The organism is Actinomycetota bacterium, from assembly GCA_014360645.1.
Classification (GTDB): Bacteria; Actinomycetota; Geothermincolia; order Geothermincolales; family RBG-13-55-18; genus Solincola_B.
This window is the reverse complement of the sequence record JACIXD010000004.1, coordinates 229797-254868: the sequence shown is the minus strand read 5'-3', so window position 1 is coordinate 254868 and position 25072 is coordinate 229797. Positions and strand designations below refer to the sequence as shown.

At 65.5% G+C, this 25072-nt stretch carries 16 protein-coding genes and 1 tRNA gene; 11 read left to right on the top strand and 6 right to left on the bottom strand.

The window, feature by feature from the left end; translation table 11 throughout:
• Positions 1–258: 258 nt before the first annotated feature.
• Positions 259–2520, top strand: coding sequence for a caspase family protein (locus tag H5T74_05225; GenBank protein MBC7229778.1), 2262 nt, complete (start codon positions 259–261; stop codon positions 2518–2520).
• Positions 2521–2741: 221 nt separating this feature from the next.
• Here H5T74_05225 and mutM read toward each other — a convergent pair whose 3' ends face one another.
• The 4 genes from mutM to H5T74_05205 form a co-directional block, all read right to left on the bottom strand.
• Positions 2742–3563, bottom strand: coding sequence for a bifunctional DNA-formamidopyrimidine glycosylase/DNA-(apurinic or apyrimidinic site) lyase (gene mutM, locus H5T74_05220; protein ID MBC7229777.1), 822 nt, complete (start codon positions 3561–3563; stop codon positions 2742–2744).
• Positions 3564–3845: 282 nt separating this feature from the next.
• Positions 3846–5309: a HAMP domain-containing histidine kinase gene (locus tag H5T74_05215; protein ID MBC7229776.1), complete on the bottom strand. Its 1464-nt coding sequence runs from the start codon at positions 5307–5309 to the stop codon at positions 3846–3848.
• A gap of 4 nt (positions 5310–5313) precedes the next feature.
• The gene (locus H5T74_05210; protein MBC7229775.1) at positions 5314–6006 is read right to left on the bottom strand and encodes a response regulator transcription factor; all 693 of its coding nucleotides are present in this window, start codon (positions 6004–6006) and stop codon (positions 5314–5316) included.
• A 5-nt stretch (positions 6007–6011) separates the two neighbouring features.
• A complete protein-coding gene (locus tag H5T74_05205; GenBank protein ID MBC7229774.1) occupies positions 6012–6932 on the bottom strand; it encodes a response regulator in 921 nt (306 codons plus the stop codon).
• Positions 6933–7738: 806 nt separating this feature from the next.
• Here H5T74_05205 and H5T74_05200 point away from each other — a divergent pair.
• From H5T74_05200 to H5T74_05180, 5 genes are all read left to right on the top strand, one after another.
• Positions 7739–8869 carry a hypothetical protein gene (locus tag H5T74_05200; protein ID MBC7229773.1) on the top strand — a complete coding sequence of 377 codons (1131 nt, stop codon included), beginning with the start codon at positions 7739–7741 and terminating at the stop codon, positions 8867–8869.
• A 381-nt stretch (positions 8870–9250) separates the two neighbouring features.
• Complete coding sequence (locus tag H5T74_05195; GenBank protein MBC7229772.1) at positions 9251–10867, top strand: hypothetical protein; 1617 nt, start codon at positions 9251–9253, stop codon at positions 10865–10867.
• Positions 10868–10981: 114 nt separating this feature from the next.
• On the top strand, positions 10982–11716 hold the full coding sequence (locus H5T74_05190; protein MBC7229771.1) for an NAD-dependent deacylase: 735 nt from the start codon (positions 10982–10984) through the stop codon (positions 11714–11716).
• Between the two features lie 96 nt (positions 11717–11812).
• The gene (locus H5T74_05185; GenBank protein MBC7229770.1) at positions 11813–14725 is read left to right on the top strand and encodes a UPF0182 family protein; all 2913 of its coding nucleotides are present in this window, start codon (positions 11813–11815) and stop codon (positions 14723–14725) included.
• Positions 14726–15120: 395 nt separating this feature from the next.
• Positions 15121–16215 (top strand): hypothetical protein, encoded by a 1095-nt coding sequence (locus H5T74_05180; protein ID MBC7229769.1) that lies wholly within the window; start codon positions 15121–15123, stop codon positions 16213–16215.
• Positions 16216–16221: 6 nt separating this feature from the next.
• Here the strand turns inward: H5T74_05180 and H5T74_05175 are convergent, their stop codons facing one another.
• The gene (locus H5T74_05175; protein ID MBC7229768.1) at positions 16222–16839 is read right to left on the bottom strand and encodes a class E sortase; all 618 of its coding nucleotides are present in this window, start codon (positions 16837–16839) and stop codon (positions 16222–16224) included.
• A gap of 498 nt (positions 16840–17337) precedes the next feature.
• On the opposite strand from H5T74_05175, the gene H5T74_05170 reads away from it, so the two are divergent.
• Positions 17338–17414, top strand: a tRNA-Met gene (locus H5T74_05170).
• A 1714-nt stretch (positions 17415–19128) separates the two neighbouring features.
• Here H5T74_05170 and H5T74_05165 read toward each other — a convergent pair.
• Positions 19129–20586, bottom strand: a complete 1458-nt coding sequence (locus H5T74_05165) for a B12-binding domain-containing radical SAM protein (GenBank protein ID MBC7229767.1) — start codon at positions 20584–20586, stop codon at positions 19129–19131.
• Positions 20587–20737: 151 nt separating this feature from the next.
• Between H5T74_05165 and H5T74_05160 the strand changes: the two genes are divergently transcribed.
• The 4 genes from H5T74_05160 (at position 20738) to H5T74_05145 (ending at position 25056) form a co-directional block, all read left to right on the top strand.
• A complete protein-coding gene (locus H5T74_05160) occupies positions 20738–20959 on the top strand; it encodes a hypothetical protein (GenBank protein MBC7229766.1) in 222 nt (73 codons plus the stop codon).
• Positions 20960–21178: 219 nt separating this feature from the next.
• Positions 21179–21988, top strand: a complete 810-nt coding sequence (locus tag H5T74_05155; protein ID MBC7229765.1) for an enoyl-CoA hydratase/isomerase family protein — start codon at positions 21179–21181, stop codon at positions 21986–21988.
• Positions 21989–22814: 826 nt separating this feature from the next.
• Positions 22815–23669 carry a class II fructose-1,6-bisphosphate aldolase gene (fba, locus tag H5T74_05150; protein ID MBC7229764.1) on the top strand — a complete coding sequence of 285 codons (855 nt, stop codon included), beginning with the start codon at positions 22815–22817 and terminating at the stop codon, positions 23667–23669.
• A gap of 361 nt (positions 23670–24030) precedes the next feature.
• Positions 24031–25056 carry a 6-phosphofructokinase gene (locus tag H5T74_05145; GenBank protein ID MBC7229763.1) on the top strand — a complete coding sequence of 342 codons (1026 nt, stop codon included), beginning with the start codon at positions 24031–24033 and terminating at the stop codon, positions 25054–25056.
• The last annotated feature ends 16 nt before the right edge of the window (positions 25057–25072 follow it).

The following is a 25072-nucleotide window of genomic DNA, read 5'->3' as shown; positions in this document are numbered from 1 at the left end:
GTGCCGGCGCGCGCGGGGCTTTCCCGGAGGCCCCCGGCGCCTCATACCGGCTTCCCTTCCCGGCCGGTTTTTTCGTTCCTCGATCTGTAATGATGCGCCGCAGCCGCCGTTCATATATGCGTGAGTGCGGAACTTGCCGCATCTCAAGGGACGTACTCGGCGCGTCGATGTGATAGGCAAGGGCAACGCGAGCTTGAGCCGGGGTACGGAAGGGGGCAGACTTCCCGTCTCTGGCGACGAAAAGGAGGTAGCTGCGAGATGAGCGGGAAAAAGAGGTTCGCGACGGTCCTGCTGGCCCTGGTCCTCGGCGGGCTGCTCTGCGCCATGGGCACGGCGGCGGCGCCCGCGCAGGAGGTCAAGGCGGCCTGCGGAGCCAGGGGATGGTATTTCGCCGAGGGTTACACCGGCGGCGACTTCGACACCTGGATCCTCATCCAGAACCCCAACGAGAGTGACGATATAGCCCACTGCCGGTTCTTCACGCCGGACGGGGAGCCCATCTCCTTGGACGTGCCGCTGAATGGGGAGACCAGGACCACTATATTCCTCAACACCGTCCCCGGGCTGGAGAAGAAGGAGGTAGCGGCGGAGGTGGTCTGCGAGAGCGACGGGATCATCGCGGAGCGGGCCATGTATTTCAACTACGAGGCCGGGCAGGGAAAAAGGGCCGGCGGCCATGCCACCGTAGGCGCGACCGCCCCCGCCTGGAGCTGGTACCTCCCCGAGGGCTACACCGGGGGCGGGTTCGACACCTACGTGCTGCTCATGAACCCCGGCGAGGAGGATGCCGAGAACGTGCACGTCAAGTTGCTGAAGCCCCAGGACGGCCGCTATTACATGTTCAAGACCAGTATTCCGGCCGGGCGCAGGAAGACCATCAAGCTCGACGAGCTGGTGTGGACGGAGGGACAGGAGAACTTCATCCCCGCCACCGGCGAGGGGGGCGGCGGGGAACCCAAGCAGGTGAGGTTCGACGACACCGACGTCGCGACCTGCATATTCTCCGACAGGCCGCTTGTCGCCGAGCGGGCTATGTACTTCGACTATTACGGCAAGGCGGGCGGCTCCTGCTCCATCGGCACCACCGGCACCTCCCCGGAGTGGTTCCTCCCCGAGGGCTACACCGGCGGGGATTTCGACACCTGGGTGATGGCCATGAACCCCTCCTGGGACACGGTGGACATCACCTACACCTTCTACTCCAATAAGCCCGGCTTCGAGCCGGTGAGCGTGACCCATGCCGGGGTGAAGCCCTGGGCCCGCGACACCATCCACGTGGACGAGGTGCCCGGACTGGAGGGAACGGACGTGTCCACCAAGGTCACCGCCACCCGCCAGGTGCAGCTCGCTTCGGCCGGCGAGGAGAGCGAGGTCAAGCGCTACGCGGTGCTCTTCGGCATCGAGGACTACCCGGATGGGACCGACCTCGAGTATGCCATTGACGACATGTACGACATCAAGCACCGCCTGGCGGACAACGGCGGTTTCACGTACTTCTATTACCAAGGGGACAACGCCTGCGTGGATAACTTCCGGCACAAGATGGAGTGGCTGGCCGACAACACCGACGCCGACGACATCGTGGTCTTCTTCTTCGGGGGCCGCAGCTCGACCGACGCCTCCGGCGATTATCTGGACCTCTATGACGGCAGGGTCTCCGTGGACGAGCTGGAGGGCTACTTCTCCGACTGGCCGACCCAGAAACTGGTGGGCCTCTTCAGCTGCGACAACAGCGGGGGCATCGCTGAGGAACTGGCCGCTCCAGGGAGGGTGCTCCTGGCTTCCTGCGACAGGGGCGAGAGGTCGTACGAGTTCCCCGAGGCCGACTTCACCGCCGCGAGCGGCGACTACGGCAACGGCGCCTGGGCGTATTACTTCGTGGAGGCGCTGGGGAAGAAGGCCGCGGACACCAACGGCAACAACCGGGTAAGCGCCGAGGAAGCCCATGCCTACCTGAAGGACAGGGTGACCGGCCTTGTGAACGCGAAGAAAGGCGAGTCCCAGGTGCCGCGGATCTTCGACGGTATCGCCGGAGACGTCGATCTCACGATGGAGAAGGTGCCCGCGGGGATCGTGGCCGAGCGCTCCGTCTATTTCAGATACGGCGCGTCAAGCGATGGGGCCACCTCCATCGGCGCGCCGGAGACCCGTCCCAAGTGGTTCCTGGCCGAGGGCTACACCGGCGGGGGATTCGACACCTTCGTACTCATCATGAACCCCTACGACTTCTGGCAGAAGATAGAACTAACCTACATGACCCCCAGCGGGGAGCCCATGGTGGAGGAGCGCGACTGCCCGCCCAACTATCGCATGACGGTTAAGGTGGACGACGTGCCGGGCCTGGAGGCGACGGACGTCTCCGTCCGCGTGGAGGCCTGTCCCATGGAGGCGGCGGGGGTGAATGCCGCCTGCTCCTCCGGGGTGGTGGTGGAGCGGGCCATGTACTTCGTATACACCGATCCCCAGGACGGCTCGCGCAAGGCGGGAGGCTCCTGCTCCATCGGGTACGGTACCTGGTAATAATTACCATACAAAGGGGCCGGGCACGGCGCCCGGCCCCTTTCACTTGGGCGGGATCCGGGGCACCGAGGCTTTTCGCAGGAAGCCCGCGTCATCTTGGCGGTGGGGAGGAGGTCCGGGAAGGAGGGCACCGCCGGCGCTTGCCGCAGGGGGCGTCCGCGGCCCGCGCAATCTCGGGCGGGGTATAGGGGACGCGGGGACCCCGTCTCCCCCGCCGATCACTACTCCTGGCAGGCGGGGCAGAAGTAGGAGCCGCGTCCGGCGATGACCTCGCGGCGGATGGGGGCTCCGCAGCGTGGACAGGACTCCCCGGCGCGTCGGTAGACGCGGTGGGCCTCCTGGAAAGAGCCGCGCTCGCCGCGCAGGTCCACGTAATCGCTCACCGAAGAGCCTCCCCGCGCGATGGCTTCCGCGAGCACCTCCCGCAGGGCCGCGTGCAGGCGCGCGGTCTCCCCGGGCGTGAGGTCGCAAGCCCGGCGCAGGGGGCTTATGCCGGCGCGGTGCAGCGCCTCGTCGGCGTAGATGTTACCGATGCCCGCGATGCGGGACTGGTCCATGAGCGCCGACTTGACGCGGCACCTTCCGCGCAGGGCGGAGGAGAGGGAGGTACAGTCGAAGTCCTCCGCGAGGGGCTCGGGGCCCAGGTTGTGCAGCCCGCGCAGCGGCCGGCGGTCCCCTTTTCGCAGCAGTGCGGTCTCGCCGAAAGTGCGGGGATCGACGTAGAGGAGGTCCCTGCCGTCCTCGAGGTGGAAGACGAGGTGGGTGTGGCGGGGACGCTCCTCGTGCGGGCGGGAGAAGAGCAGCGAGCCGGTCATCCCCAGGTGGATCACCAGCTCCCGGCCGCCCTCCAGCTCCAGGAGCAGGTATTTTCCCCGTCGCCTCACGGCCAGCACGTGCCTCCCCCTAAGCCCCCGGCGGTAACCCAGGGGGGTAGGATAGGTGATCAGCCGCGGCAGCGACACCTCGCAGCCCGTTATGCGCCCGCCCGCCAGCTCTCTTTCCAGTTGCCGGCGGATGATCTCTACCTCGGGAAGCTCGGGCATGTTCTCTCCTCGCCTAAAAAACGGGGCCAGGCCCTTGTTCTTGAATCCCTCACCCGTTTATACCATCGCGTCGCGGTCCCGGCGATGATCCGTCTTCGGGGTCCCAGCCACCTCGAGCGTCCCCCCAGGGAGGGACGCGGAGGACGAAAGTGGGTCATCGAGGCCCTTGCTCAGGCGCAGCGCGCAGCGGTCCCGGCGACAACTTAACTTTGACCCCCGCTCCTCCCGGGAGTCGCTGCATGGAAGAGCATGGTAAATTATACAAGACGCAAGACCTGGTCCTCACCGGTTGATCTCCGGCGGCAGCTCCACCGTGAAGACGGTACCCCTGCCGGGCTGGCTCCAAAGGGAGATGCTGCCGCCCAGCAGGCGGACGAGATCCCGGCACACCGAGAGGCCCAGCCCCGATCCTCCGTGTCGCTGGGAGCGCGAGCGCTCCACGCGCACGAAACGGTCGAAGACGCGCTCCTGCTCCTCGGGAGGGATGCCCTGCCCGGTGTCCCTGACCTGGATGCGTGCCCCGCCCAGGGGCAGGGGGTCGGCGGAAAGGATCACCTCGCCCCCCTCGGGCGTGAACTTGACGGCATTATCCAGGAGGTTGTGCAGCACCTGTTCCAGGGCGTCGCGGTCGGTCTCCAGCGTCGGCAGGTCATCGCCCGCGGCCAGCTTGAGCTCCAACCCCCTGTCCCTTGCCTTGGGCATGACCTTCTCGACCAACTCGCGGAGGAAGGGCCCCAGGGGCAGGGGAGAGGGTTGCAGCGTCCAGGCGCCGGCATCTATGCGGGAGAGGGCGAGGAGCTGCTCCAATACCCGTTTCAAGCGCCGGCTCTCCTCGGCGATGATGCCCAGGTAACGCCGCCTATCCTCGTCGCTTTCCACCATGTCCTCCAGGAGGGCCTGGGAGAACCCCTCGATGGAGGTGAGGGGGGTCCTGATCTCGTGGGAGACGTTGGCCACGAATTCCTTCTGCAGCCGCGCGCTGGTCTGGATGCGGTCCGCCATGTAGTTGAAATAGCGCGAGAGCTCGGCGATCTCGTCCTGCCCCGACGCCTCCACCCTCCGCTCCAGCTTCCCGTGGGCCAGCTCCCAGGCCGCGTGGGTGAGGTTGCGCAGGGGCCGCAGCACATAAGAACTCAGGTACAGGGCCATGATGATGGAGAGCAGCAGGGCGGCTCCGCCGGCGATGACTAGGTAGCGAGTTATCTCCGCGCCGGACACCGTCACCAGGTCCTGGGGGCGCTTGGCCACCAGCAGGTTGTGGTACTCGGGATGGCTGGGTATGTTCAGGGGCACGGACACCAGGTAGACCTCGCCCAGGATCCCGAATGAACCCTGGCGGGCGATCACCTCGTTCTCCGCCAGCAGTTCGGGGTCGAAGGAGCGCGGAGTGCGCGCCGGTATGGGGCGGGGGGCCACCACCTCGCCACCGCGGTCCACGATCACGCTCACCGCCTTGATGAGCTTTCCCTCCAGGCGCAGGAGCTGGGTGACCCTCTGGGTATCGGCCAGGGCGGAGCCTGGCAGGCGCTCTCCCAGGGCGAAGAGCATTGCCATGTCGCGCCCCATCTCCCTCGCCTGTTCCACCAGTACGTCCCGGGCGGCCTGCTCCTCGCGGCCGCGCTCCCTCCAGGCCAGGTAGGCGAAGAGAGCGCCGAAGAGCAGTAGGCTCAAGACGCCCAGGATGAGGAAATAGAAGAGAAAACGCCCGCGCAGGGAGCGGAAGGGGCGGGCTCGACTCTCCGCCATGGCCTCACTTCTTCCCTTCCCGGAACCTGTACCCCATCCCCCACACCGTCTCCACGTAGCGGGGGTTGGAGGAGTCCTCACCGAGCTTCTCGCGCATGTGGCGGATGTGCACGTCCACGGTGCGGGTATCGCCGTAGTACTCATAGCCCCACACGCGCTCCAGGAGCTTCTCGCGGCTCATGACTATGCCGCGGTTGAGGGCGAGGACGAACAGCAGGTCGAATTCCCGCGGCGTGAGCTCCACCTCCCTACCTCCCTGGGTCACGCGGCGCCGCGAGCAGTCGATGACCAGGTCATCCAGGTGGAGCACCTCCAAGGATGTGGGAGCGGGCTGCGTGCGCCTCAGCACCGCCTTTACCCTGGCCACCAGCTCCCGCGGGCTGAAGGGCTTGGTGAGGTAGTCGTCCGCGCCCAGCTCCAGGCCCACCACCTTGTCCACCTCGTCTTCCCGCGCCGTGAGCATGATGATGGGCAGGCGCGAGCGGGAACGGATGCGCCTGCATACCTCCCAGCCGTCCGGCTCGGGGATCATGATGTCCAGGATGATGAGGGCCGGCTGCAGCTCCTCGAAGAGCCGCAGCGCCTCCTCGCCTCCCGAGGCCTGGGCGACCCGGAACCCCTCCTTTTCCAGGTACAGGCGCGCCAGCTCCACGATGTTCGCCTCGTCGTCCACCACCAGGATCAGTTCCCCGGCCATGGCCATCATTCCTCGAGGACGTGGCCGCCGCGCCCGCGGGCGCGGGCCTTGAGGAGTACTTGGGCGCCCCATTCCGCGAGTGCGGCGTAGGTGGCGATGAAGCGTTTGGAGTTGCACACTCCTCCCAGGGCGAGGAAGACCAGGGGGGCGCGGACGAGGTCGCCGCGGTAATCGTAGTAGGTCAGCTCGCCGAGGCGGCGGTGCTGCTCAAGGTAGTGATCGAGCTTGCCCTCCTCGAAGATGGCGACGGCGCGTGAGCACACCTCGTTCGCCCGGTCGGGCGGCAAGAGGAGGATGCATTCCTCGTAAGAGGGCTGTCCCAGAAAACATCCCTCCGCCCCGCATGCGTCCAGGGCTTCCTCCAGCGTCCTGGCCATGTGGAGGAGGAGGCGTTCGCCCCGGCTCACCCCGTAGGCCTCCTGGAAGGGGCGGTAGTGCTCCATGGCCGCGAAGACGGCGGTGAAGATCTCCCCCGCGTGGAGACGGCGGTTGACCTCGTCCTCCACCGTCACCGCGCCGGGCAGGCCGGTGACGGGGTGGGAGCTGAGCTCCTCGCGCGAGCGCTTGATATGGGCCTTTATCCTCGCCAGGAGCTCCTGGTTGCTGAAGGGCTTGGTTACGTAATCGTCCCCCCCCGCCTCCAGGCCCTTGATCTTGTCCTCCACCGCCTCGCGCGCGGTCAGGAAGATGATGGGGATGAGGCGGGTGCGGGATCGGGAGCGGAGCTGGCGGCATACCTGGATGCCGTCGGTCACCGGCATCATGACGTCGAGGATTATGAGGTCGGGATGCAGGGCTTCCGCGAGCTCCGCGGCGCGGCTTCCGTCCTCGGTGACGTGCACCTCGAAGTCCTCGTCCTCGAGGTAGAACTTGACCGCCCTGAGGATCTCCGGTTCGTCGTCTACCACCAGGATCCTTCCCTGCATGCGAGCTCCCTCCGTCTGGACTTATCGGACGGCTGGCTTTCGACTATACGGACCCGCCGTCTCGCTGCCGCATGTCACGGCGTTACCTGCGGTAAGCGGCGCCGTCATTTCCGCCGACGCCGCGCTCATGTCCGCGTCGCGACCGTCCTGGACCGCCCGGCCTCATAACCATGATTATGGCAGCGCCGGGGCACATCTTCCATCTCCTGGAGCCGACTACCGGCGGGGCGGATCAGCCTCTCCTTTCCGCCCATCAGGTTCCCGCCGCCGCCCGGCCGGGCCGCTCGCTGACGGCGGCCGCCGTGGCCCCCGCCAACACGCGCTCCCGCCCCGGGCGCGGCGCGCTCCGGGGTCCGCCGCCCCCCTTGATGTCCCGACGCTCTTCCTACTCTTCTTGAAGTCGGATACAGGCCGGCCTCGCTTTAACCTCTCCATCTCGCGGTCCGCGCACCGCCTCTTTCCATGCCGTGTGCTCATATCCCGGCCGCCGCGCTGGAGCACGGGCGCCGTGGATCGCCCCGGTACTATCACCTGCGGGCATGGTCCCGGCGCGGATTTTCCTCCTTCAGGAGTAAGCATTTCGAGCCGAATACAATACTTGGAAGGTTCAGGAACGCGCATTGCGAACACGCATTGCGGATAGACAGGTCTTCCACCCGGGAATAACATATTATTGCCGCTTGGAGACCTGCTTCCGTGGCAGGAAAAGGAAAAGGCGGGCGGCCGCCGTGCGGGTGACGAGCGGTCTGCATGATGGCGGCCCGGCGGCTGAATCGGCATGTGCGTGAGGCTAAGGGGGTAAGGAGATGTACGAGATGGCGCGCGCGACGAGAGGTTGGCGCAGGGCGGCGCTCACCATGTGCGCCTTGCTGGTCGCGGGGTGCCTGTTCCTGGTCCTGGGAATGACGGTATGGGCCCAGGAGCAGCAACCGGCGGAACAGACCACCCAGGAGCAGCAGCCGGCGGAAAAGGGCGAGGTTGTCGTCCAGCCCGGTCCGCAGCAGCAGCAGAGGAAGGAAGACGGGCTGGTGGTTCAGTTCTGGGAGCCTGCGGTGGGTACGCGGCTCGTCTATCACATCAACGACTGGATCAACGACGAGCACGGCGACCATTACGACACCTCGACCCTGGGCTACTGGGACGACGTCGAACTCTATGCGGCGGAGAGCCCCAAGCCCCCGGTGAACTGGTCCAGCGCTTTCTATAAGAGCGTGGAAGCCACCAGCAACATGTACCCGGTGTACTTCGACCTCGAGGGCCCCTGGTACTTCAACATGACCACTCCCTACAAGCTTATCGAGGAGGTCATAGGCATCCACGAGGCCGCGGACGCGGGCGCGTTCCCCCAGGCGACCTACGCCCTGAGGCAGACCTATATAGGATCGGGAGGGCACCGCTTCGTGATCACCGCCTACGAGAGCAACGACTCCATAGCATCCGAATGGCACGAGTGGGGCTACACTGTCGAGCATTTCCCCCAGGGCAGCACGAGCTCCAGGAAGGAGACGGTACGCTACCTCAGTCCCCTCGACAAGCGGACGCCGGTCTCGGTGACCATATCCTTCCCCCTCAAGGTGGGCGACACCGGCACCATCCCCCCCATATATCTCTCCTCAGGGTCGGAGTATCCCGGAACCACCTTCGAGGTGGTATCCGCGGGCAAGATGACCACCCCCGCCGGCACCTACGACGCCCTGCTCCTGCGCTTTGACTATACCCTCCCGGAGAGCCGGGTGAACGCGACGCGCATAGAATACCAGTGGCTCGTGCAAGGCGTGGGCACGGTGGTGGGGATAAAGAGCCTGCCCAATGTGCCGGGACCGACCTACGACGAGGCTACGGGTTACTACTCCATGCGCAGGGACAAGGTGTGGTTCAACTCCACGGGCATCTGGGTGTTGGGGTCCTTCGAGGAAGGGGGCAAGAAACAGCCTTAGCCGGCTGCAGCGGAGGCGGCTGCCAGGGGCGGTCCGCGGACCGCCCTTTTGCATGCCTGCCGTCCCGCCCGGCGCCCGAGATCAACCCGATCCGCCGCCGCCCTCCGGTCCGCAGCCGCCCCGCCCCGCGCCCGCGATCAGCCCGGGATACAACGGGCAATGATGGGGGAGCCCAACGGGATGACCTGCACGGTTTCCACTGCCATCCCGCCCCGTTGCCCCGATGGCGCCCGCATGTCGGGGCTGCGGTTATAATAGAGGTTAACGCGCGCCGCGGTATGGAACGGCGGGGCGGGTGTCCTGGCGGGACCGGTAGCCTCCGGCCCGGGCTGGGGCGTGACGGCGTCCTTTCACGGGAGGAGCGGAGATGGCGGGAGGTCGATGATGAAAAGAGCCACGCATGCAGCCCTCTTCCTCGCCCTCGTCTTGATCGTCGGCGCGTATCCATGGGCGGGCGTGGCGCGCTCGCAGGGCCTGGGGCCGGAGATAGAGGCCATCCTTCCCGGCGCCGCCTGGAGGGGGACGCCCGTGGCCATCCAGGGCGCGCGCTTCGGGCAACTGCAGATACCCGAGGTGTGCTCGGTCACCTTCAACGGCGCCGACGCGGGAACGGCGGTGATATGGACCGACACCTACATCGTGGTCATCGTGCCCGAGGAGGCGACCTCCGGGCCGGTGGTGGTCACCACTCTTTTCGGGGAGAGCAACCCCTATGATTTTACTGTCTATGAGCTGCCCGCCGCCGTGCCCTGTTATTTCGCAGAGGGCACCACCCGCGCGGGCTTCGAGGAATGGCTCACCCTGTTCAACCCCTACGACGCGGAGCACACCGCCACCGTCACCTATATGGTGGCGGAGGGCGCCAACCGCATACGCTACTACAACATCCCGGCCCATGCCCGGGTGACCGTCTACGTCAACTCCGAGATCGGCTCCGACCGCGACGTATCCATGGCGGTCACCGCGACGGAACGGATATACGCGGAGCGCCCCATGTATTTCCGCTACCGCGACGCCTGGACCGGCGGGCACTGTTCCGAGCCAGCGCTGGAGGCCTCCACCACCTGGTATTTCGCAGAGGGCACCACCCGCGCGGGCTTCGAGACCTGGCTCTGCCTTGCCAACCCCGGCAGCACCGACGCGGAGACCCGGGTGGACCTCTTCACCTCGGACGGCGACCTGGTCACCATACGCTGCACCGTCCCTGCCTGGAAGAGATATACCATCAACGTCAACGCCGCGGTGGGGCCGGGGAAGGACGTGGCCGTGAAGGTGGAGTCCGGCCAGCCCGTGGTAGCGGAGCGCCCCATGTATTTCTCCTACCGGGGGGTTTGGGACGACGGGCATATAGCGGTGGGCGCCACGGCACCGCGCGAGGAATGGTATTTCGCCGAGGGCACCACCCGCGCGGGCTTCGAGACCTGGATCTGCCTCGCCAATCCAGGCGACGAGGACGCGGCGGCGAGGCTGACCTACCATTTCGCGGACGGAGAGGATATGGAGCAGGAGATCGCGGTTCCCGCCCTCCGTAGGGTCACGGTGCCGGTGAACCCGGTGGTCGGACCGGAGCGCGACGTCGCGGTGGAGGTGCGTTCCGACCGGCCCATCGTCGCCGAACGCCCCATGTATTTCGAGTACCGCGGCGCCTGGAGGGGAGGGCACCTCTCAATGGGGGCGGCCCCCGCCCTGGAGTGGTATTTTTCCGAGGGCAGCACCCGTGCGGGCTTCGAGGAGTGGCTGTGCCTACTCAACCCCGGCGAGGTGGCGGCGCAGGTGAGCGTGGAGTACTCCTTCCAGGATGCCACCGGCCAGGTGCAGGAGTTCTTGCTCGCGCCGGGGCAGCGCTTTACCATCTCCGTCAACGAGGTGGTGGGGCCGGAGAAGGACGTGGCGGTGACGGTGCGCTCGGACCGGGGAGTGGTGGCAGAACGCTCCGTGTATTTCTCCTATCACGGCGTCTGGGAGGGTGGGCACAACGCCCTCGGCAGCGTCCCCTAGGAGCCGCCGCCGCCGTGCTATAATCACTTGCAACGGGCTGCCGGGGGAGAAGTGCGATGAGCTGCTCGGCGGGAGAGAGAGATGGATGAGGAGTGCGTAAGGCGCGCCGCGCAGATGATACTGGAGTCCATCCAGGTGGTGGCGCTCACCGGTGCGGGCATCTCCGTGGAATCCGGCATCCCGGATTTCCGCTCTCCCGGGGGACTGTGGACGAAATACGACCCCCTGCTCTACGGGACCTACGAGGGGTTCGTCAACCACCCGGAGCGCTTCTGGGAGATGGCCAAGGAGCTCAATCCCACCCTGGAGAACGCCGCTCCGAACCCCGCCCATTTCGCCCTCGCGGAGCTTGAGACGATGGGGAAGCTGCGAGCGGTGATCACCCAGAACATCGACCATCTCCACCAGCGGGCTGGATCCTCGGATGTCCTGGAGCTCCACGGCACCCACCGCACGGGGCACTGCATGTCCTGCCGCCGCGTGTTCACCCTGGAGGAGATGAAGGAGCTCAGCCGTGACGGGGACCAGGTCGCCTGCTGCCCCGACGACCAGGCGACCATCAAGCCCGACGTGGTCTTCTTCGGGGAGCCCTTGGACTCCAGGGTGCTGGCTCGCGCCGCCGAGCTGGCTTCCACCTCCGACCTCATGCTGGTGGTGGGCTGCAGTCTCGAGGTCTATCCGGCGGCGGCTCTCCCGGAGTACACCAAGAGGAGGAGGGGCAAACTCATCTTCGTGAACACCACCGCCACCTGTCACGACCAGCAGGCCGACCTCGTGTGCCTGGGCAAGGCGGGCGAGGTTCTCCCTGCGATAGTATCCGAGTACAAGAAGTTGGCCGGCCTGGGCTAAAGCGCGCGCCCGGTGTGGCAGGGCGCGGCGCGGAGGCGGGCCGGCCGAGGCGCACCGGCCGGCGGGGAACCGTGCGGCGAGACAAGGAGGAAAGACGTGCCAGAGGAAAAGTTCCCCTGGGATTCCATTTTCAGGGGAGGGGGCGGCGACGGGGGAGGGTTTCCCGGACTCTTCCGCGGAAAGGCCGACAAGCGGCCTTCATCGGGCCTGCGGGACAGGTGGAACAGCATCAAGCCCCGCACCAAGTGGATCGCGGGCGTGGTCATCCTCGTGCTGGCGGTACTCATCCTGAGCGCCTCCTGGCTGTCCACCTTCTACACCGATCTCCTGTGGTACGAAGAGGTGGGATATACCTCCGTCTTCTGGAAGAGGATCGTCACCCAGATCTGGCTCTTCTTCGCCTTCGGGCTGCTGTTCTTCGCCATCTTCTACGGCAACATCTGGCTGGCGAGGCGCCTGGTCCCGCGCTACGAGAGGCCCGCGGAAACCCCCTCGCCGGTGGAGGAATCCCTGGCCAACTTCCGCGAGCGAGCCGGCAAATGGCTCGACAGGGGGCTGGTCGCATTTTCGGCGCTGGTCTCCTTCATCGTGGGCTGGGCCTCCGCGGCGCAGTGGGAGAAGGCGCTCATCTTCTTCAACCACGCGCCCTTCGGCAAGACCGATCCCATCTTCGGCAAGGACATCGGTTACTACGTCTTCGAATACCCCTTCCTGCGCTATTTCGTGGGGTGGTTGATCACCTCGCTGATATTCATCATCATCGTCACCGCGGCGGTGCATTTCCTCTACGGGGCCATCAGCTTCAGCGCCGGCAGGGGCCGGAAGTTCGCCACCCACGTGAAGGTGCATCTCTCGGTGCTCGCGGCGGTGACCCTGATGGTGCAGGCCTGGAGTTTCCGCCTGGACATGCTGGGACTGCTGTATTCGCCGCGGGGCACGGTGACCGGGGCCAGCTATACCGACGTGCATGCCCAGATCCCGGCCTACTGGATCCTCATCGCCGCATGCTTAGCGTGCGCGGGCCTCTTCCTGCTCAACATCCGCTACAAAGGCTGGAAGCTCCCTCTGGCGGGGGTGGTGGGCATCGTGGTGGTAGCCCTGCTGGCGGGGTCCCTCTATCCTCTCATCGTCCAGAACTACGTGGTCAAGCCCAAGGAGCTGGCGAGGGAGAGGGAATACATAGGTTACAACATAGAGTTCACCCAGGACGCCTACAGCATCCAGGACGAGGGCGAGGAGGCGGACGTCGAAAAGAGGCTGTTCCCGGCGGACCTGAACCTCACCTACGAGGACGTCGTGGCCAACGCCGCCACCATAGGCAACGTGCGCCTTTGGGACCCGCGGCTGATCAAACAGGTCTTCATGCAGCGCCAGGAGCTGCGCCAGCTCTACGACTTCAACGACGTGGACGTGGACCGCTATACGGTTTTCGACGGTCGTTATACCCAGATGCTGGTAGCGGGCAGGGAGCTGGTGATAGACAAGCTGCGCGAGGATGCCAGGACCTGGCAGAACACGCGTCTCTCCTACACCCACGGCTACGGCCTGGTCATGGCTCCTTCCAACCGCAAGACAAAGGAAGGCGACCCGGAACTCGCCGTTAAGGATATACCTCCCGTATCCCAGGAAGGCCTGGGGATAGAGATAACTCGCCCCGAGCTCTACTACGGCGAGCTCGCCCACGATTACGTGGCGGTGCGCACGGGGGCGGAGGAGATAGATTATCCCCTCGAGAGCGGCAACAAGCTGGTGGAGCCGTATTACGAGGGCCAGGGCGGGGTGCAAGTGTCCAACTTCCTCAAGCGCCTGGCCTTCTCCATCCGCAATCGCGACATCACCTTCCTCTTCAGCGGCTACATAACCGGCGAAACGCGCCTCATGTTCAGGCGCAACATCAAGGACCGGGCCCTGGAGGTGGCGCCTTTCCTCACCCTGGACGGCGACCCCTACCTGGTGGTCACCGATGACGGACGCCAGAAGTGGATACTCGACGCCTACACCACAAGCGACCTCTACCCCTACTCGCAGTACTACAACCAGGACTTCAATTACATCCGCAATTCCGTGAAGGTGGTGATAGACGCCTACGACGGGACCCTCACTTATTACCTGGCCGACCCAGGCGATCCCGTGGCGCTGACCTACGGCAGGATTTTCCCCGAGCTCTTCACCCCCATGGAGGAGATGCCCGAGGACATCAAGCGACACCTGCGATATCCCGAGGACCTCTTCTCGGTGCAGATGGAGATGTACAAGACCTATCACCTCAACGACGTGGACTCCTTCTACCAGAAAGAGGATGTATGGGAGGTCTCCACAGAGACCTACGACGTGAACCAGTCCCAGCAGGTAAGGCCTTACTACGTGATCATCAACCTTCCCGGCGAGGAGAAGGAGGAGATGGTGCTCATGCTCCCCTTCAACCCCCGGGGAAAGAGCAACATGGTGGACTGGGTGGCGGCCCGCTGCGATTTTCCCCATTACGGGAAGCTGATCAACTTCTCCTTCCCGCCCGGCAGGCTGGTGAACGGCACCCAGCAGTTCGAGTCCCTGGTGGACCAGAAGACGGAGATCTCGGAGCAGATCACGCTCTGGAACCAGGCGGGCTCCAGGGTCATCCGCGGCAATACCCTGGTGATCCCGATAGAGGGATCGCTCATCTACGTGGAGCCCCTCTACCTGGAGGCCACCAATCCCGCCATCCCCCAGCTCAAACGGGTCATCGTGGGATACGGCGACCGCGTGGAGATGGGCGAGACCCTGGAGGAGGCCCTGCAGGCGGTCTTCGGCGCCGCCCCCGAGCCGCAGCCGGGACCCACGCCCCAACCCCAACCCGGGCCTCAGCCCCAGCCCGAGGGCGACCTCGCGGAGCTGGTACGGCGGGCCAACCAGCTCTACGGAGAGGCGCAGGCGGCTCTGCGCGCCGGGGACTGGGCGGCCTACGGGGCGAAGATGGACCAGCTCGGCCAGGTCCTCGAGCGCATGGCAGCCCTCTCCGGCCAGCCCTGAAGGCGGCGGCCGGAGTAACGGGTATCCCTGGCCACATCCAAGCGCCTGTTTCGGCGCCGCCCCCGGTCGCACGCAGGGAGGAGCGCGGAGGCATATTCCGGGGCCCGCCGTCGTGCGGATACCACGAAGGCGGGGAGAAGCGGCTCCCTTTCAGGATATGCCGGGTGCCCGCCGCCGCATGCCTGCGGTGGACGTTGCCGCACGCGGTCAGGGTCAATCTTCTCCTCTCCGGCGCTCCCCTTTTTACGCATGCAGGTTCATATCTGGGGCGGACACGATCCCGATGACCTTCAGGCACGTTCATGCGGTGCCGGACCGGGATTGGGCGGTGATTCCGGATACAGAAAATGGTAACATGGATACGGGAACGTCGCTGCCGGGAGGGAGGCAGGACCGTGAAGCGCTGTGATAGGTGCGGTCTTCCGCGCAAGCTCTCGGAGAGATATGTATGGCAGGGGAACGGCGTCATCCTCTCGCGCCGCGACCCCGAGATGCGCATGGTGATGTTCGAGGCCGATTATTACCCTTACGTATGGTCCGAACTTGAGCGGAGGTTGGGCGTCAACGCCGCGGATGCCATGATCAGGGGGCAGCAGGCGGCGACCAGGGAGTATCTCGCGGACCATATCCTCATCGGCCTTCGCGGCCTGATGGCGCGCTACCTGCCCACCCGGGTGATCTTCGATGCCGTGATGAAGGAGATGGCGCTGCTGGGGTTCTGCCGCATGGAGCTGCTGGCGCATCGCTGGCGCGAGTTCGTGGTCCTCAGAGTCGTGTCCCCCTTCGACATCATCTCCATCGCCTGGGGGGCGAAGGGGTTTCTCGAGTACTCAACGGGGAAAGAGGCCCAGCTTTCCTGGAGAAAAGAGGGAGACGACTACATCCTCACCATCGTGCTGCTGCCCCGGGGAGCTGCCCGGGGTGCGTTTGACCGGGAGGCCTTGGAGACGATACGCGAGGCGAAGAAGGAGCTTCTGCTGGGAGGCGAGTTCATCCCTCCCGGCGAGGATCGGGGCGATCCCTGCCCCTTTTGCGGGCTCCCCCGGGCTCTTACGGAGCTGGAATGGGTGGAGGATGAGGGAGTGATCCGCAGGCGCGACAGCGGCAGGCGCTACATCTTCTCATCCGGGCATATATTCATCGGGGTGGTCCGTGACCTGCAAAGAAAGCTGGGCAAGGAGCTCGAGTCCCTGGTCACGGAGATAACCAAGGAATACCATCTCCGGGACCTACGAGGGATAAGCATACGCACCCGTCACGGCGCCTACCGGGCCGCCGTTAGGTACCTGCTGGCGGGCGGTTTCGGAAACGTGATGGAGTACTCCTACGGAGAGGGCCACCTGGAGATGACCATCGCGAACCCCTTCTATCTGCCCCGGCTGGTAGGGCGTATAGCGGGACTGTTCGAGTACCTGGAGGGCGAGGAAGCCCTGATCGAACACCGCATGGTGGAGCCCCGGGTGCTCAGGCTGGAGCTCCGGACGGCATGACCCCGCCTATTCCTCCATCTCCTCCACGGGGGTGAAGCCTTGCAGGGAGGCCCTCACCACCAGACGCAGGGTGGCGTCTCCCTCGGGGGCGCAGGTGGTGAGGGTGAGGGTGGGTTCGGAGGTGTAGAGGGTCACGTTCTCGCTGGGGTCTATGTAGCGCAGCTCCGTGACACGGTATTCGTAGACCCCGCGCGGGTTGCGGATGAACACCGCGTCCCCGGGCTTCAGCTCGTCCAGGCGGTTGAAGGGCCTGGTCTTGGTGGTGCGGTGACCGGAGATCACGCAGTTGCCCGGCCAGCCAGGAAAGCCGGTGTGGGGGAGGTGGATAGGCCCCAGGGCGAGGATGGCATAGAGCTCTTCCTCGTCGTCGCTGCCCTCGCGCACCTCCTCGTCGATGCCCACCGCCGGGATGCTGATAAAGGCGGGCGTCTCGAAGGTGAGGGGCGGACCGAGCAGTTCGTCGTGGGTGAGGGGCCTGTAGTCCTGGGGCCGGGTCTCCCCGTCCGGGCTCCCGGAGGACGCGTCGCGCGCGCGCCGGTAAAGATAGGGGATGATCAGAGCCGCCGCCACCATCACCGCGGCGGTCATGAGCACAGCCACCATGGTTCCCTTGCGCCCGCGCATGCTGTTCTCTCCCGCCTTTCGCGTGTCCCGATCCGGTCCGCTCCGCCTCGCAACCGCGGCAACATGCCCGTTACGTCCACTTTGGCGAGGCTTTATACCTGATGAGATTGTATTTTCTGGGCAGATACGTTGACAACGTGGAAGGAGTCCGGTGCGCCGCCATCGTGTCCATGGAGGTCGGGCAAGCGATGTTGCGGAGAGCCGGCAGGCGCTCCGGGTTGAAAACAAGAAGACGACCGATCGTTCCGACGGGCCCGGCAAGCTCAGCAAGAAGAAAGGGGCGGGCTCAAGGGCATTCGACCCGATGGACCATGACCATATGTCTGATCTCCGAAGCGAGTTGCGGCGAGGAGATCGAGTGCCGGTTCCTTTGCGATTCACCCGGGGCATACCGCCATTGGCGCAGCAGCTCCTCGTAAGGTGAGGAGATCGAGTGCCGGTTCCTTTACAATTCACCCGTATGCTGTTACATATAATAGTTGTAAGCGTGAGAATCGACGCGGGGTGGAGCAGTCAGGTAGCTCGTCGGGCTCATAACCCGAAGGTCGGGAGTTCGAATCTCCCCCCCGCTACCAGGCAAGAGCAGGTCAGGGACAAGAACCCTGACCTGTTTTCTACCCATACCCTTGCCTCCCCTGAACGCGTCGTTGAGCGTCGGCGGCTCGTGCAGCGCTGCGTTCCGGGGTTGTTCCTCGTGAGGAGGTTTCCCCTTCCCGCCATTGCCGTCTTTGAAGGTTCGCGGCAAAACGCGGGACAGAGGCCCCCGGCCTTGCGGATTGTGCGGCCTCTCTCCACGGCTTGTCCCCGACTTGCTCCGCGGCGACGCGGCCTCCGGCCCCGCCTCATCCTCGCGCTTTCGGCGCCTGCATGCCGAGGAATCGGAAGGCCTCCGCCACGGGGCAGGCCGGGGCAGACGGTCCTCGCCTCGAGCCTTCTCGACTGCCGGGAAAACCGATCGAGATGAACAGCAGCGGATCATGCAACCATATGGCCCGCCGAGGGAGATCCCGCCGGCGCCGCATGCTTGCGCGTCCTCCGGCATACTCTTCTTCAGACGCACCCGGATGCGGACACTCTCTCAGGCTCTCGGGCGCGGCAGTTGCGGCTTTCAGGTGTGAACGATTCCGTGCCGGTGCCTGATCAGGCCATGCTTGCGCCTGAAATGCCGTACGCACCCGGTATACTCGCCCCAGCGCACGGCATCCCCCCGCCGCGCCGGCGCCTGTAAGAGACGACCACGGCCGCGAAGTAGACGGCCAGCAGGGCTCCGAAGCATATGTATACGACGGTCAGGAGCCAGGAATACGAGCTTATGAACAACATCCGGCACACCCCCTCTCTCCGTTTCCCCTTTCGCGGTCCCGCCATGTCGTGACCGGCAGCACGGGTTTCGCGACATCTCTGCCCGTCCGCATCGAGCCATGCATGCGCCACGGCATCATGGCATCTGTACTGCCCCCTTTCCGCTACCCACCTTCTTCCCTGTGGTCGCCTTGGACTTGGCCGCCCGCTCCACCTCGCCGCGGCGCGTCCAGACCACCAATATCGCCGCCTACACCTCCTTTATGCTGGGCGGGTTCGTATCCTAATCGTCTCGCGGCCTCTCTTCCGCCACGACCACCGCTCCGCTTGACCGGCCGCACCCCGGCACCTCAACAACACCGATGGTAAACGGACGCTTCTAAACAGGAACCAAGAAAAGGTCAAGAATCAGTAAAACGAGGGGGGTGTTTCTTCTTTTGACCGGGGCGAATGCAGAAAGACGTATGGTCAGTATGCCGGGTGTCCAAGAGGTCATCTGGCGGTATGCGTTTTTGCCGGACACTGCCTCCTGAGCCTCCGGTAGAGCCTCCGGTAGAGTCCGTGCCCCTCCGCAGGCAGGTAAGCCTTGCACTCCTCCACGAGGTGGCCGCTGCATCCCTGGAAGGCCTCCTCGATACCTGCACGGTCACCGCATATGCCGCATATTGCCGTCGGGTGGTGGTGGGGCCCTCCCTTCGGGGTCATGGGCGATGAAATGCACGTTGGGGAGCGTGTTCCCCGGGATGATATCCAGGTCCTACGTGTTCGGGGGCTACGTTCGCCGCCCGGAAGTCCCCCGGCACCGCGAAGGCCTCCTCTTCGATTTGTCCGTCCGGCTCCGCTGTGAGGGTGATGTCCGAGACCTTACTGGAGAGGGCGGTGTTGCGGCCGGCGGGCGCGGGGATCAGCGCCGCAGGCGGCCGGCCCGCCCCGAGGGATCATGTGGGGCGCATCGCGCCGTCGGCGCAGAACGGAGGAAGGCGAACGCTAATACTTGGTGGTCATGTACCATTCCCAAGGCAGGCGGGAAAGGAGGCGTTCGCAGGCCTTCTTCTTCCATGCGTGGGGGATGAGCCCGCTGGACAGTGCCTGGTCCGTCAGGCGTTCTAGGGGTCGGGAGAGCGCGTCCGGGAGGGTGAAGATGCCGTGGTAGAGCCAGGCGAGGACGGTGAAGTACTCGCTCACCAGCTCCATCTGCTCCTCGCTGATCCCCTCCAGCCTGAGGGCGGAGCGGCGGGTGAACAGGGTGTCGGTGTCCTCGTCCACGAACAGGCCCTTTTCCCTGCAGTCGCGGTAGAGCTCGGTGCCCGGGAAGGGGTAGAAGACGGTGATCTGGGTGATGCCGGGCCGGGCGCGCCCGTTGAGCTTCACCGTGTCCAGGACCATGGAAAAGTCCTCCTGGGGGAACCCCATCATGTTCAGGGAGACGGTCCCGATGCCGTACTTGCGGCAGAGCCGGAAGGCGTCCAGGATGCGCTGGTCGCTCATCCTGCGGCCGAGGACGTTTTTCCTCAGCCAGGGGTTGCCGCTCTCGATGCCCATGCATATGGTCTTGCACCCGGCCTCCTTGAGGGCAGCGATCTTCTCCTCGTCGAGGAGGTCCACCCGGGAGTTGCAGATGAAGGGGAGGTCCACGCGGCGCGGATATTCCCGCACGAACTCCTGGAACCAGGCGGGGCGCAGGGTGAGGATGTCGTCGTCGAAGCGCACGTGGTCCACGCCCTCTGCGTACGCCGCCAGCTCCTCGATCTCCGTGAGCACGTTGTCCACGCTGCGGAAGCGCACATAGCGGCCCCCGTCCGGATAGACGCTCCTCTGGGCGTGGTTGGAGCAGTAGCGGCAGCGGTAGGGGCAACCGCGCGAGGCCATCACCGTGATGCGCTCGCGCTGGTCCGGCGCCAGGCGCGACATGTCGAAGATGGAGCGGTCCGGGAAGGGAAGGCTGTCAAGGTCTTCCAGCAGGGGCTGCACCGGATTGGCGAACTCCCTTCCCCGCCACCTTCCCATGAGGCTCGGGACCGCGTCCACCTCCCCGCGCCCCTCCAGCGCCTCCACCAGCTCCAGCAGGGCCGCCTCCCCTTCGCCCACGCACACCAGGTCGATGCTCGTCTCCTCCAGGGTCCCGAGGGGGTCCAGGGTGGGATGCACCCCTCCCGTCACCACCGGGAGCCCCGTCTCCTCCTTGACCCATCGCGCCATGCGGCGCACCTTGGGGAACATGAGGCTGGTGGTGGAGAAGGCCACCAGGCCGGCGTCCTGGGCCGTGAGCCACTCCAGGAAGGCGTCGCGGTCGGTGGGCTCCAGGAGGTGCAGGAAGGCCACATCGTGCCCCGCGCGCTTGAGCACCGCGGAGAGGTACCCGCTCCCGAGGTGCACCCTGCCCTGGGGCTCCCCCTCGATGCAGCCGCTGTGATAGTAGTCCGGGTATATCAGGGCTACGCGCATGTCCCGTCTCGTCTCCCTCCCTCGCCGCGGGGTGCGTACACCCTATGATAATGGAAACGAGCCCTGCGGCGTAAGGCCGTTTGTGGTTGAATAGGATGGGAAGGACCCCTCGGGACGGGGCGAGGGAGGCGCGAGGAAAAGGAGGCCTTGCATGTCCTGCTATTTCCGGCATCTGGCCAGCCTCTTCGAGGAGGCGGGCATAGACCTCCAGGAGGTCAAGGCGGACGGGGCGAGGAAGAGGGAACTGGACGCGAGGTTGCACGCGCTGGTGGGCGTGGAATACAAGGACTGTCCTCTCGCGTGGAGGAAGCTCAAGGAGATGCTCTCCGACGAGGAGGGAAGAAAGAAGCTGGTCGAGGCGCTGAGGGGCTGAGCAGGAAAAACCGCGCCTCATCCGAATTGGCTCCGAGAGGATTACGAAGAAAGAAGCTGGTCGAGGCGCTGAGGGGCTGAGCTCGCGTCACCGGCTCCTGGAGAGGAGGGGGCCGTCAGCTTGCGGCACCCGCTTCAGCGGCTCGATCCGGCCTGGCATGACGGATCACGGGGAAGGCGGCATGGGTTTGCTGCCGGAGATGGCAGGGAGGACAGGGGCATGGAAGGCGAGATCTTCAAGGTGGAGCTCGAGGACGGCGTAGCCTGCTGCAGCATGAACAGCCCCGAGGACATGAACGCCCTCAGCCTCAAGCTCGGTTATCCCATGGTGGAGGGCCTCACGCGCGTACTGGAGGACGAGTCGGTGCGGGTGATCGTGCTGCGGGGCGAGGGGGGCCACTTCTGTTCCGGAGCCGACCTCAGCCTGCTGGGGGAGAACCTCGACCCCGTCTTTCTCAACCAGAGCATGACCCTCCTCGCTGAGGTCATCCTCCGGCTCTACGAGGGTCCCAAGCCGGTGATCACGGAGGTGGACGGCTTCGCGGTGGGGGGAGGCCTGGGGTTGGCCCTCGCCTCCGACATCACCTATGCCACGGAAAGGGCGCTCTTCTGCATGGGCTTCGTACGCATCGCCGCCGCGCCGGATATGGGGTCGTCGTTCTTCCTCGCCGAGAGGGTGGGCATCGCCAGGGCAAAGGAGATGGCCTTCACCGGGAGGATGGTGGGCGCTGCGGAGGCCCTGGAGATGGGGATGGTGAACCGGGTGGTGGAGCACGAGAGGATCTCGCGGGAGGTCATGGACCTGGCGCGGGAGATCGCCGGGAGGTCTCCGGAGACCATCTCCACCACCAAGCGCATGCTCAACCGCTCCCGCCTGCTGGAGCTGCGCACGGTGCTGGGACTCGAATGCAGCGTGCAGCCGGTGATGCTGTTGTCGGAAGAGCACCGCGCCGCCGTGCGCGGGATACTGCGGCGCTGGGAGCGAGGACTCGGCGCGCGCGAGACGACCCCTCCGGCGGAGGAAGAATAGGACGGCCCCGTTTTCGAAGAGCTTTCGAAAAGAGAGACCCCTCATGGAATACGGTGACACCTTCCGCCCCCGGGCGGATGAGGAACAGCGCGGCCCCGTTTTCAAAGAGCTTTCGAAAAGAGAGACCCCTCATGGAATACGGTGACACCTTCCGCCCCCGGGCGGATGAGGAACAGCGCGGCCCCGTTTTCAAAGAGCTTTCGAAAAGAGAGACCCCTCATGGAATACGGTGACACCTTCCGCCCCCGGGCGGATGAGGAACAGCGCGGCCCCGTTTTCGTGACCCGGCGAGGACCTCGCGGCGAAAAGGCGCCCGTGTGCTTGTCCCGTCGACCGGACGCGCGGCGGGGTGCCTTTCATCCGCGGCGTGGGCATGAATCCAGGTCCGAAGGGAAAAATATAAAGAGTGGTGGCTGGATGTGGTCGTGCCGCGAAAACGTCTTCTCGCGAGTAACCTTTTCGGGGCACGGCTGCTATACTGCGGGGTCGGCGCACGCAGGAGCTGAACCGCGGGCCTGAGAACGTATGTATTAGGGCACGGGCGGGCTTCGGCGGGGGAGCACGGGCAGCGGTAAAAAGGCGGCGCGGGAGTGGTCCGGCCGTCGCGCCGGGAACCTGGGGTGCGGGCGGGGAGTCTTACCCTGATCCGCGGACCCGGATATGGGGCGCGGGATCGTGCCGGCGTCCCGCGAGGTGCGGCCCGATGGCCTTCCGGCGGGTGCGAAAAGGGATGGAAGAAGATGGATATGGAGCGGAGCAGAGACGGGAACCGTCCGTTTTACTTGCGTGATGGCAGGCAATACGTCACCCGGAGGAGGGGATGCGCATGGCTTTCGTGACCAACGCGGAGCTGCTTGACCGGGCCATGGCCGGAGGTTACGCCGTAGGGGCCTTCAACACCAACAACCTGGAGATCACCCTCTCCATCGTGGAGGCGGCGGTGGAGGAGCGTTCGCCCCTCATCCTCGCCGTGTCCCCGGGGGCCATGAAGTACGCCGGCGTGGCCTACCTGGCGGCCATCGCCCGCGTGGCCTCGGAGTCCGCCGACGTGCCCATGTCCCTCCACCTGGACCACGGGACCAGCCTGGAGGAGGTCAAGGCGGCGCTCGACCACGGTTTTTCCTCGGTGATGATCGACGGCAGCAAGCTCTCCTTCGAGGAGAACGTCGCCCTCACTCGCCAGGCGGTGGAGATGGCGCGCGCTGCGGGCGCCTCCACCGAGGCGGAACTGGGGCGCCTGGTGGGGGTGGAGGACCAGATATCCGTTTCCGAGAGGGAGGCCTCCATGACCGATCCCGACCAGGCGGCGGAGTTCGTGGAGAGGACGGGGATCGACTCCCTGGCGGTCTCCATCGGCAATGCCCATGGATGGTACAAGGGCGAGCCGAAGCTGGATTTCGAACGCCTGCGCGCCATCCGCGCCCGGGTCTCCATCCCCCTGGTTCTGCACGGGGCGAGCGGCATCCCCGACGAGATGATCAGGGAGGCGTGTGCCATCGGCGTGGACAAGATAAACATCGACACCGAGGTGCGGGACGCCTTCCGGCAGGCGGTGGCCAGGTTCGTCAACGAGAACCCCGAGCAGATCGACCCACGCAAGATCCTCGCCCCGGCACGGGAGGCCATGCGGGAGGTGGTGGCGCGCAAGATGCGGCTCTTCGGCTGCGCCGGCCGCGCTTGATGGGGTCAGCCCCGGACATGGGACATAAATCCGCGCCGGAAAGCAAGTCCGAAAGACCCTCAACCCCCTGAAGCAAGAAGAGCGCGACCGGGTTGGCAAGCGGGAGAGCCGCACGCTTGGGGAGGTGGCGGAGAGGCGCGCCGATAGGGGCCGCGGAAGCGGGGACAGAATGCCGAGTCGTTGCAGCGGAGTCGTAAGAAAAGACGGGCAAGGAGTCCCACGCGGCAACGTGTGAGCTCCGAGGAGGTGAGGGGAAAAGGCGAAAGACGCCCGGCGGAGACGGTCATGGGGTGACGTGGCGATCAAGCCCGCCGCGCGGGCATATAAATACGGACGGGGAAGAAAAAGGAGGAATGACGGAGTGAGGATCGCGTTGCTTACGGGAGGCGGGGACAGTTCCGCCATCAACGCCGCCATCCGTGCGGTTGTGCGCAAGGCCATAGCCGACGGCCACGAGGTGATAGGTATAAAGCGCGGCTGGAGGGGACTCGTCTACGACGAGGTGGAACCGCTCTTCATGGGCTCCGTCTCGGGGATCATCCAGCGCGGAGGTACCATCCTGGGCACCTCCCGCACCAATCCCTTCAAGATAGAGAACGGCCTCGAGAACATCATGGTGAACCTGCGCAAACACGGCATAGACGCGGTGATAGCCATCGGCGGCGAGGACACCAACGGCGTCGCTCACCGCCTGGCGGAACACGGCGTGAAGTGCGTGGGAATCCCCCAGACCATCGACAATGACCTGCCGGGAACAGATTATTCCATCGGCTTCGACACCGCGGTGGCGGTGGCCACCGATGCCTTGGACAAGCTCCACACCACCGCCTTTTCGCACCACCGCATCATGATCCTGGAGGTCATGGGCAGGGACGCGGGCTGGATCGCCCTCATCTCCGGTATCGCCGGGGGAGCGGACAGCATCCTCATCCCTGAGGTGCCCTTCGCCCTCGACGACGTGGTGGAGCGCATCGAGAAGCGCCGCAGGATGAACAAGCACTTCTCTATCATCGTGGTCTCGGAGGGCGCGCGGCCGGAAGGGGTGGAGGAACAGTTCGTCCTGGACCAGAAGAAGGACCCCTTCGGCCATGTGCGCCTGGGCGGTATCGGTAACTGGCTCGCGGAGGAGATAGAGCGTGCCACCGGCTACGAGACCAGGGTGACCCACCTGGGGCACCTGCAGCGGGGGGGAACCCCCACCGTCTTCGACCGCGTGCTCGCAACCCGGCTGGGGGCCTACGCGGTGCAGATGGTGGAGGAGGGGATCTTCGACCACATGGCCTGCATGTGCGCCAACCGGGTGAAAGCGGTGCCCTACTCCGAGGCGCTGGCCGGCACCAAGCAGGTGGACCTCGAGCTCTACGAGCTCGCCCAGCTCTTCTTCTAGCCGAAGGGGTCGCCTC

What these genes read in the sequence shown, in the direction of transcription:
- mutM (MBC7229777.1), bottom strand. Translation starts at nt 3,563, where the DNA reads ATGCCCGAGCTTCCCGAGGTAGAGATCATCCGCCGGCAACTGGAAAGA.
- H5T74_05165 (MBC7229767.1), bottom strand. Translation starts at nt 20,586, where the DNA reads ATGCGCGTAGCCCTGATATACCCGGACTACTATCACAGCGGCTGCATC.
- H5T74_05160 (MBC7229766.1), top strand. Translation starts at nt 20,738, where the DNA reads ATGTCCTGCTATTTCCGGCATCTGGCCAGCCTCTTCGAGGAGGCGGGC.
- H5T74_05175 (MBC7229768.1), bottom strand. Translation starts at nt 16,839, where the DNA reads ATGCGCGGGCGCAAGGGAACCATGGTGGCTGTGCTCATGACCGCCGCG.
- H5T74_05155 (MBC7229765.1), top strand. Translation starts at nt 21,179, where the DNA reads ATGGAAGGCGAGATCTTCAAGGTGGAGCTCGAGGACGGCGTAGCCTGC.
- H5T74_05205 (MBC7229774.1), bottom strand. Translation starts at nt 6,932, where the DNA reads ATGCAGGGAAGGATCCTGGTGGTAGACGACGAACCGGAGATCCTCAGG.
- H5T74_05190 (MBC7229771.1), top strand. Translation starts at nt 10,982, where the DNA reads ATGATACTGGAGTCCATCCAGGTGGTGGCGCTCACCGGTGCGGGCATC.
- fba (MBC7229764.1), top strand. Translation starts at nt 22,815, where the DNA reads ATGGCTTTCGTGACCAACGCGGAGCTGCTTGACCGGGCCATGGCCGGA.
- H5T74_05225 (MBC7229778.1), top strand. Translation starts at nt 259, where the DNA reads ATGAGCGGGAAAAAGAGGTTCGCGACGGTCCTGCTGGCCCTGGTCCTC.
- H5T74_05215 (MBC7229776.1), bottom strand. Translation starts at nt 5,309, where the DNA reads ATGGCGGAGAGTCGAGCCCGCCCCTTCCGCTCCCTGCGCGGGCGTTTT.
- H5T74_05210 (MBC7229775.1), bottom strand. Translation starts at nt 6,006, where the DNA reads ATGGCCGGGGAACTGATCCTGGTGGTGGACGACGAGGCGAACATCGTG.
- H5T74_05195 (MBC7229772.1), top strand. Translation starts at nt 9,251, where the DNA reads ATGATGAAAAGAGCCACGCATGCAGCCCTCTTCCTCGCCCTCGTCTTG.
- H5T74_05200 (MBC7229773.1), top strand. Translation starts at nt 7,739, where the DNA reads ATGTACGAGATGGCGCGCGCGACGAGAGGTTGGCGCAGGGCGGCGCTC.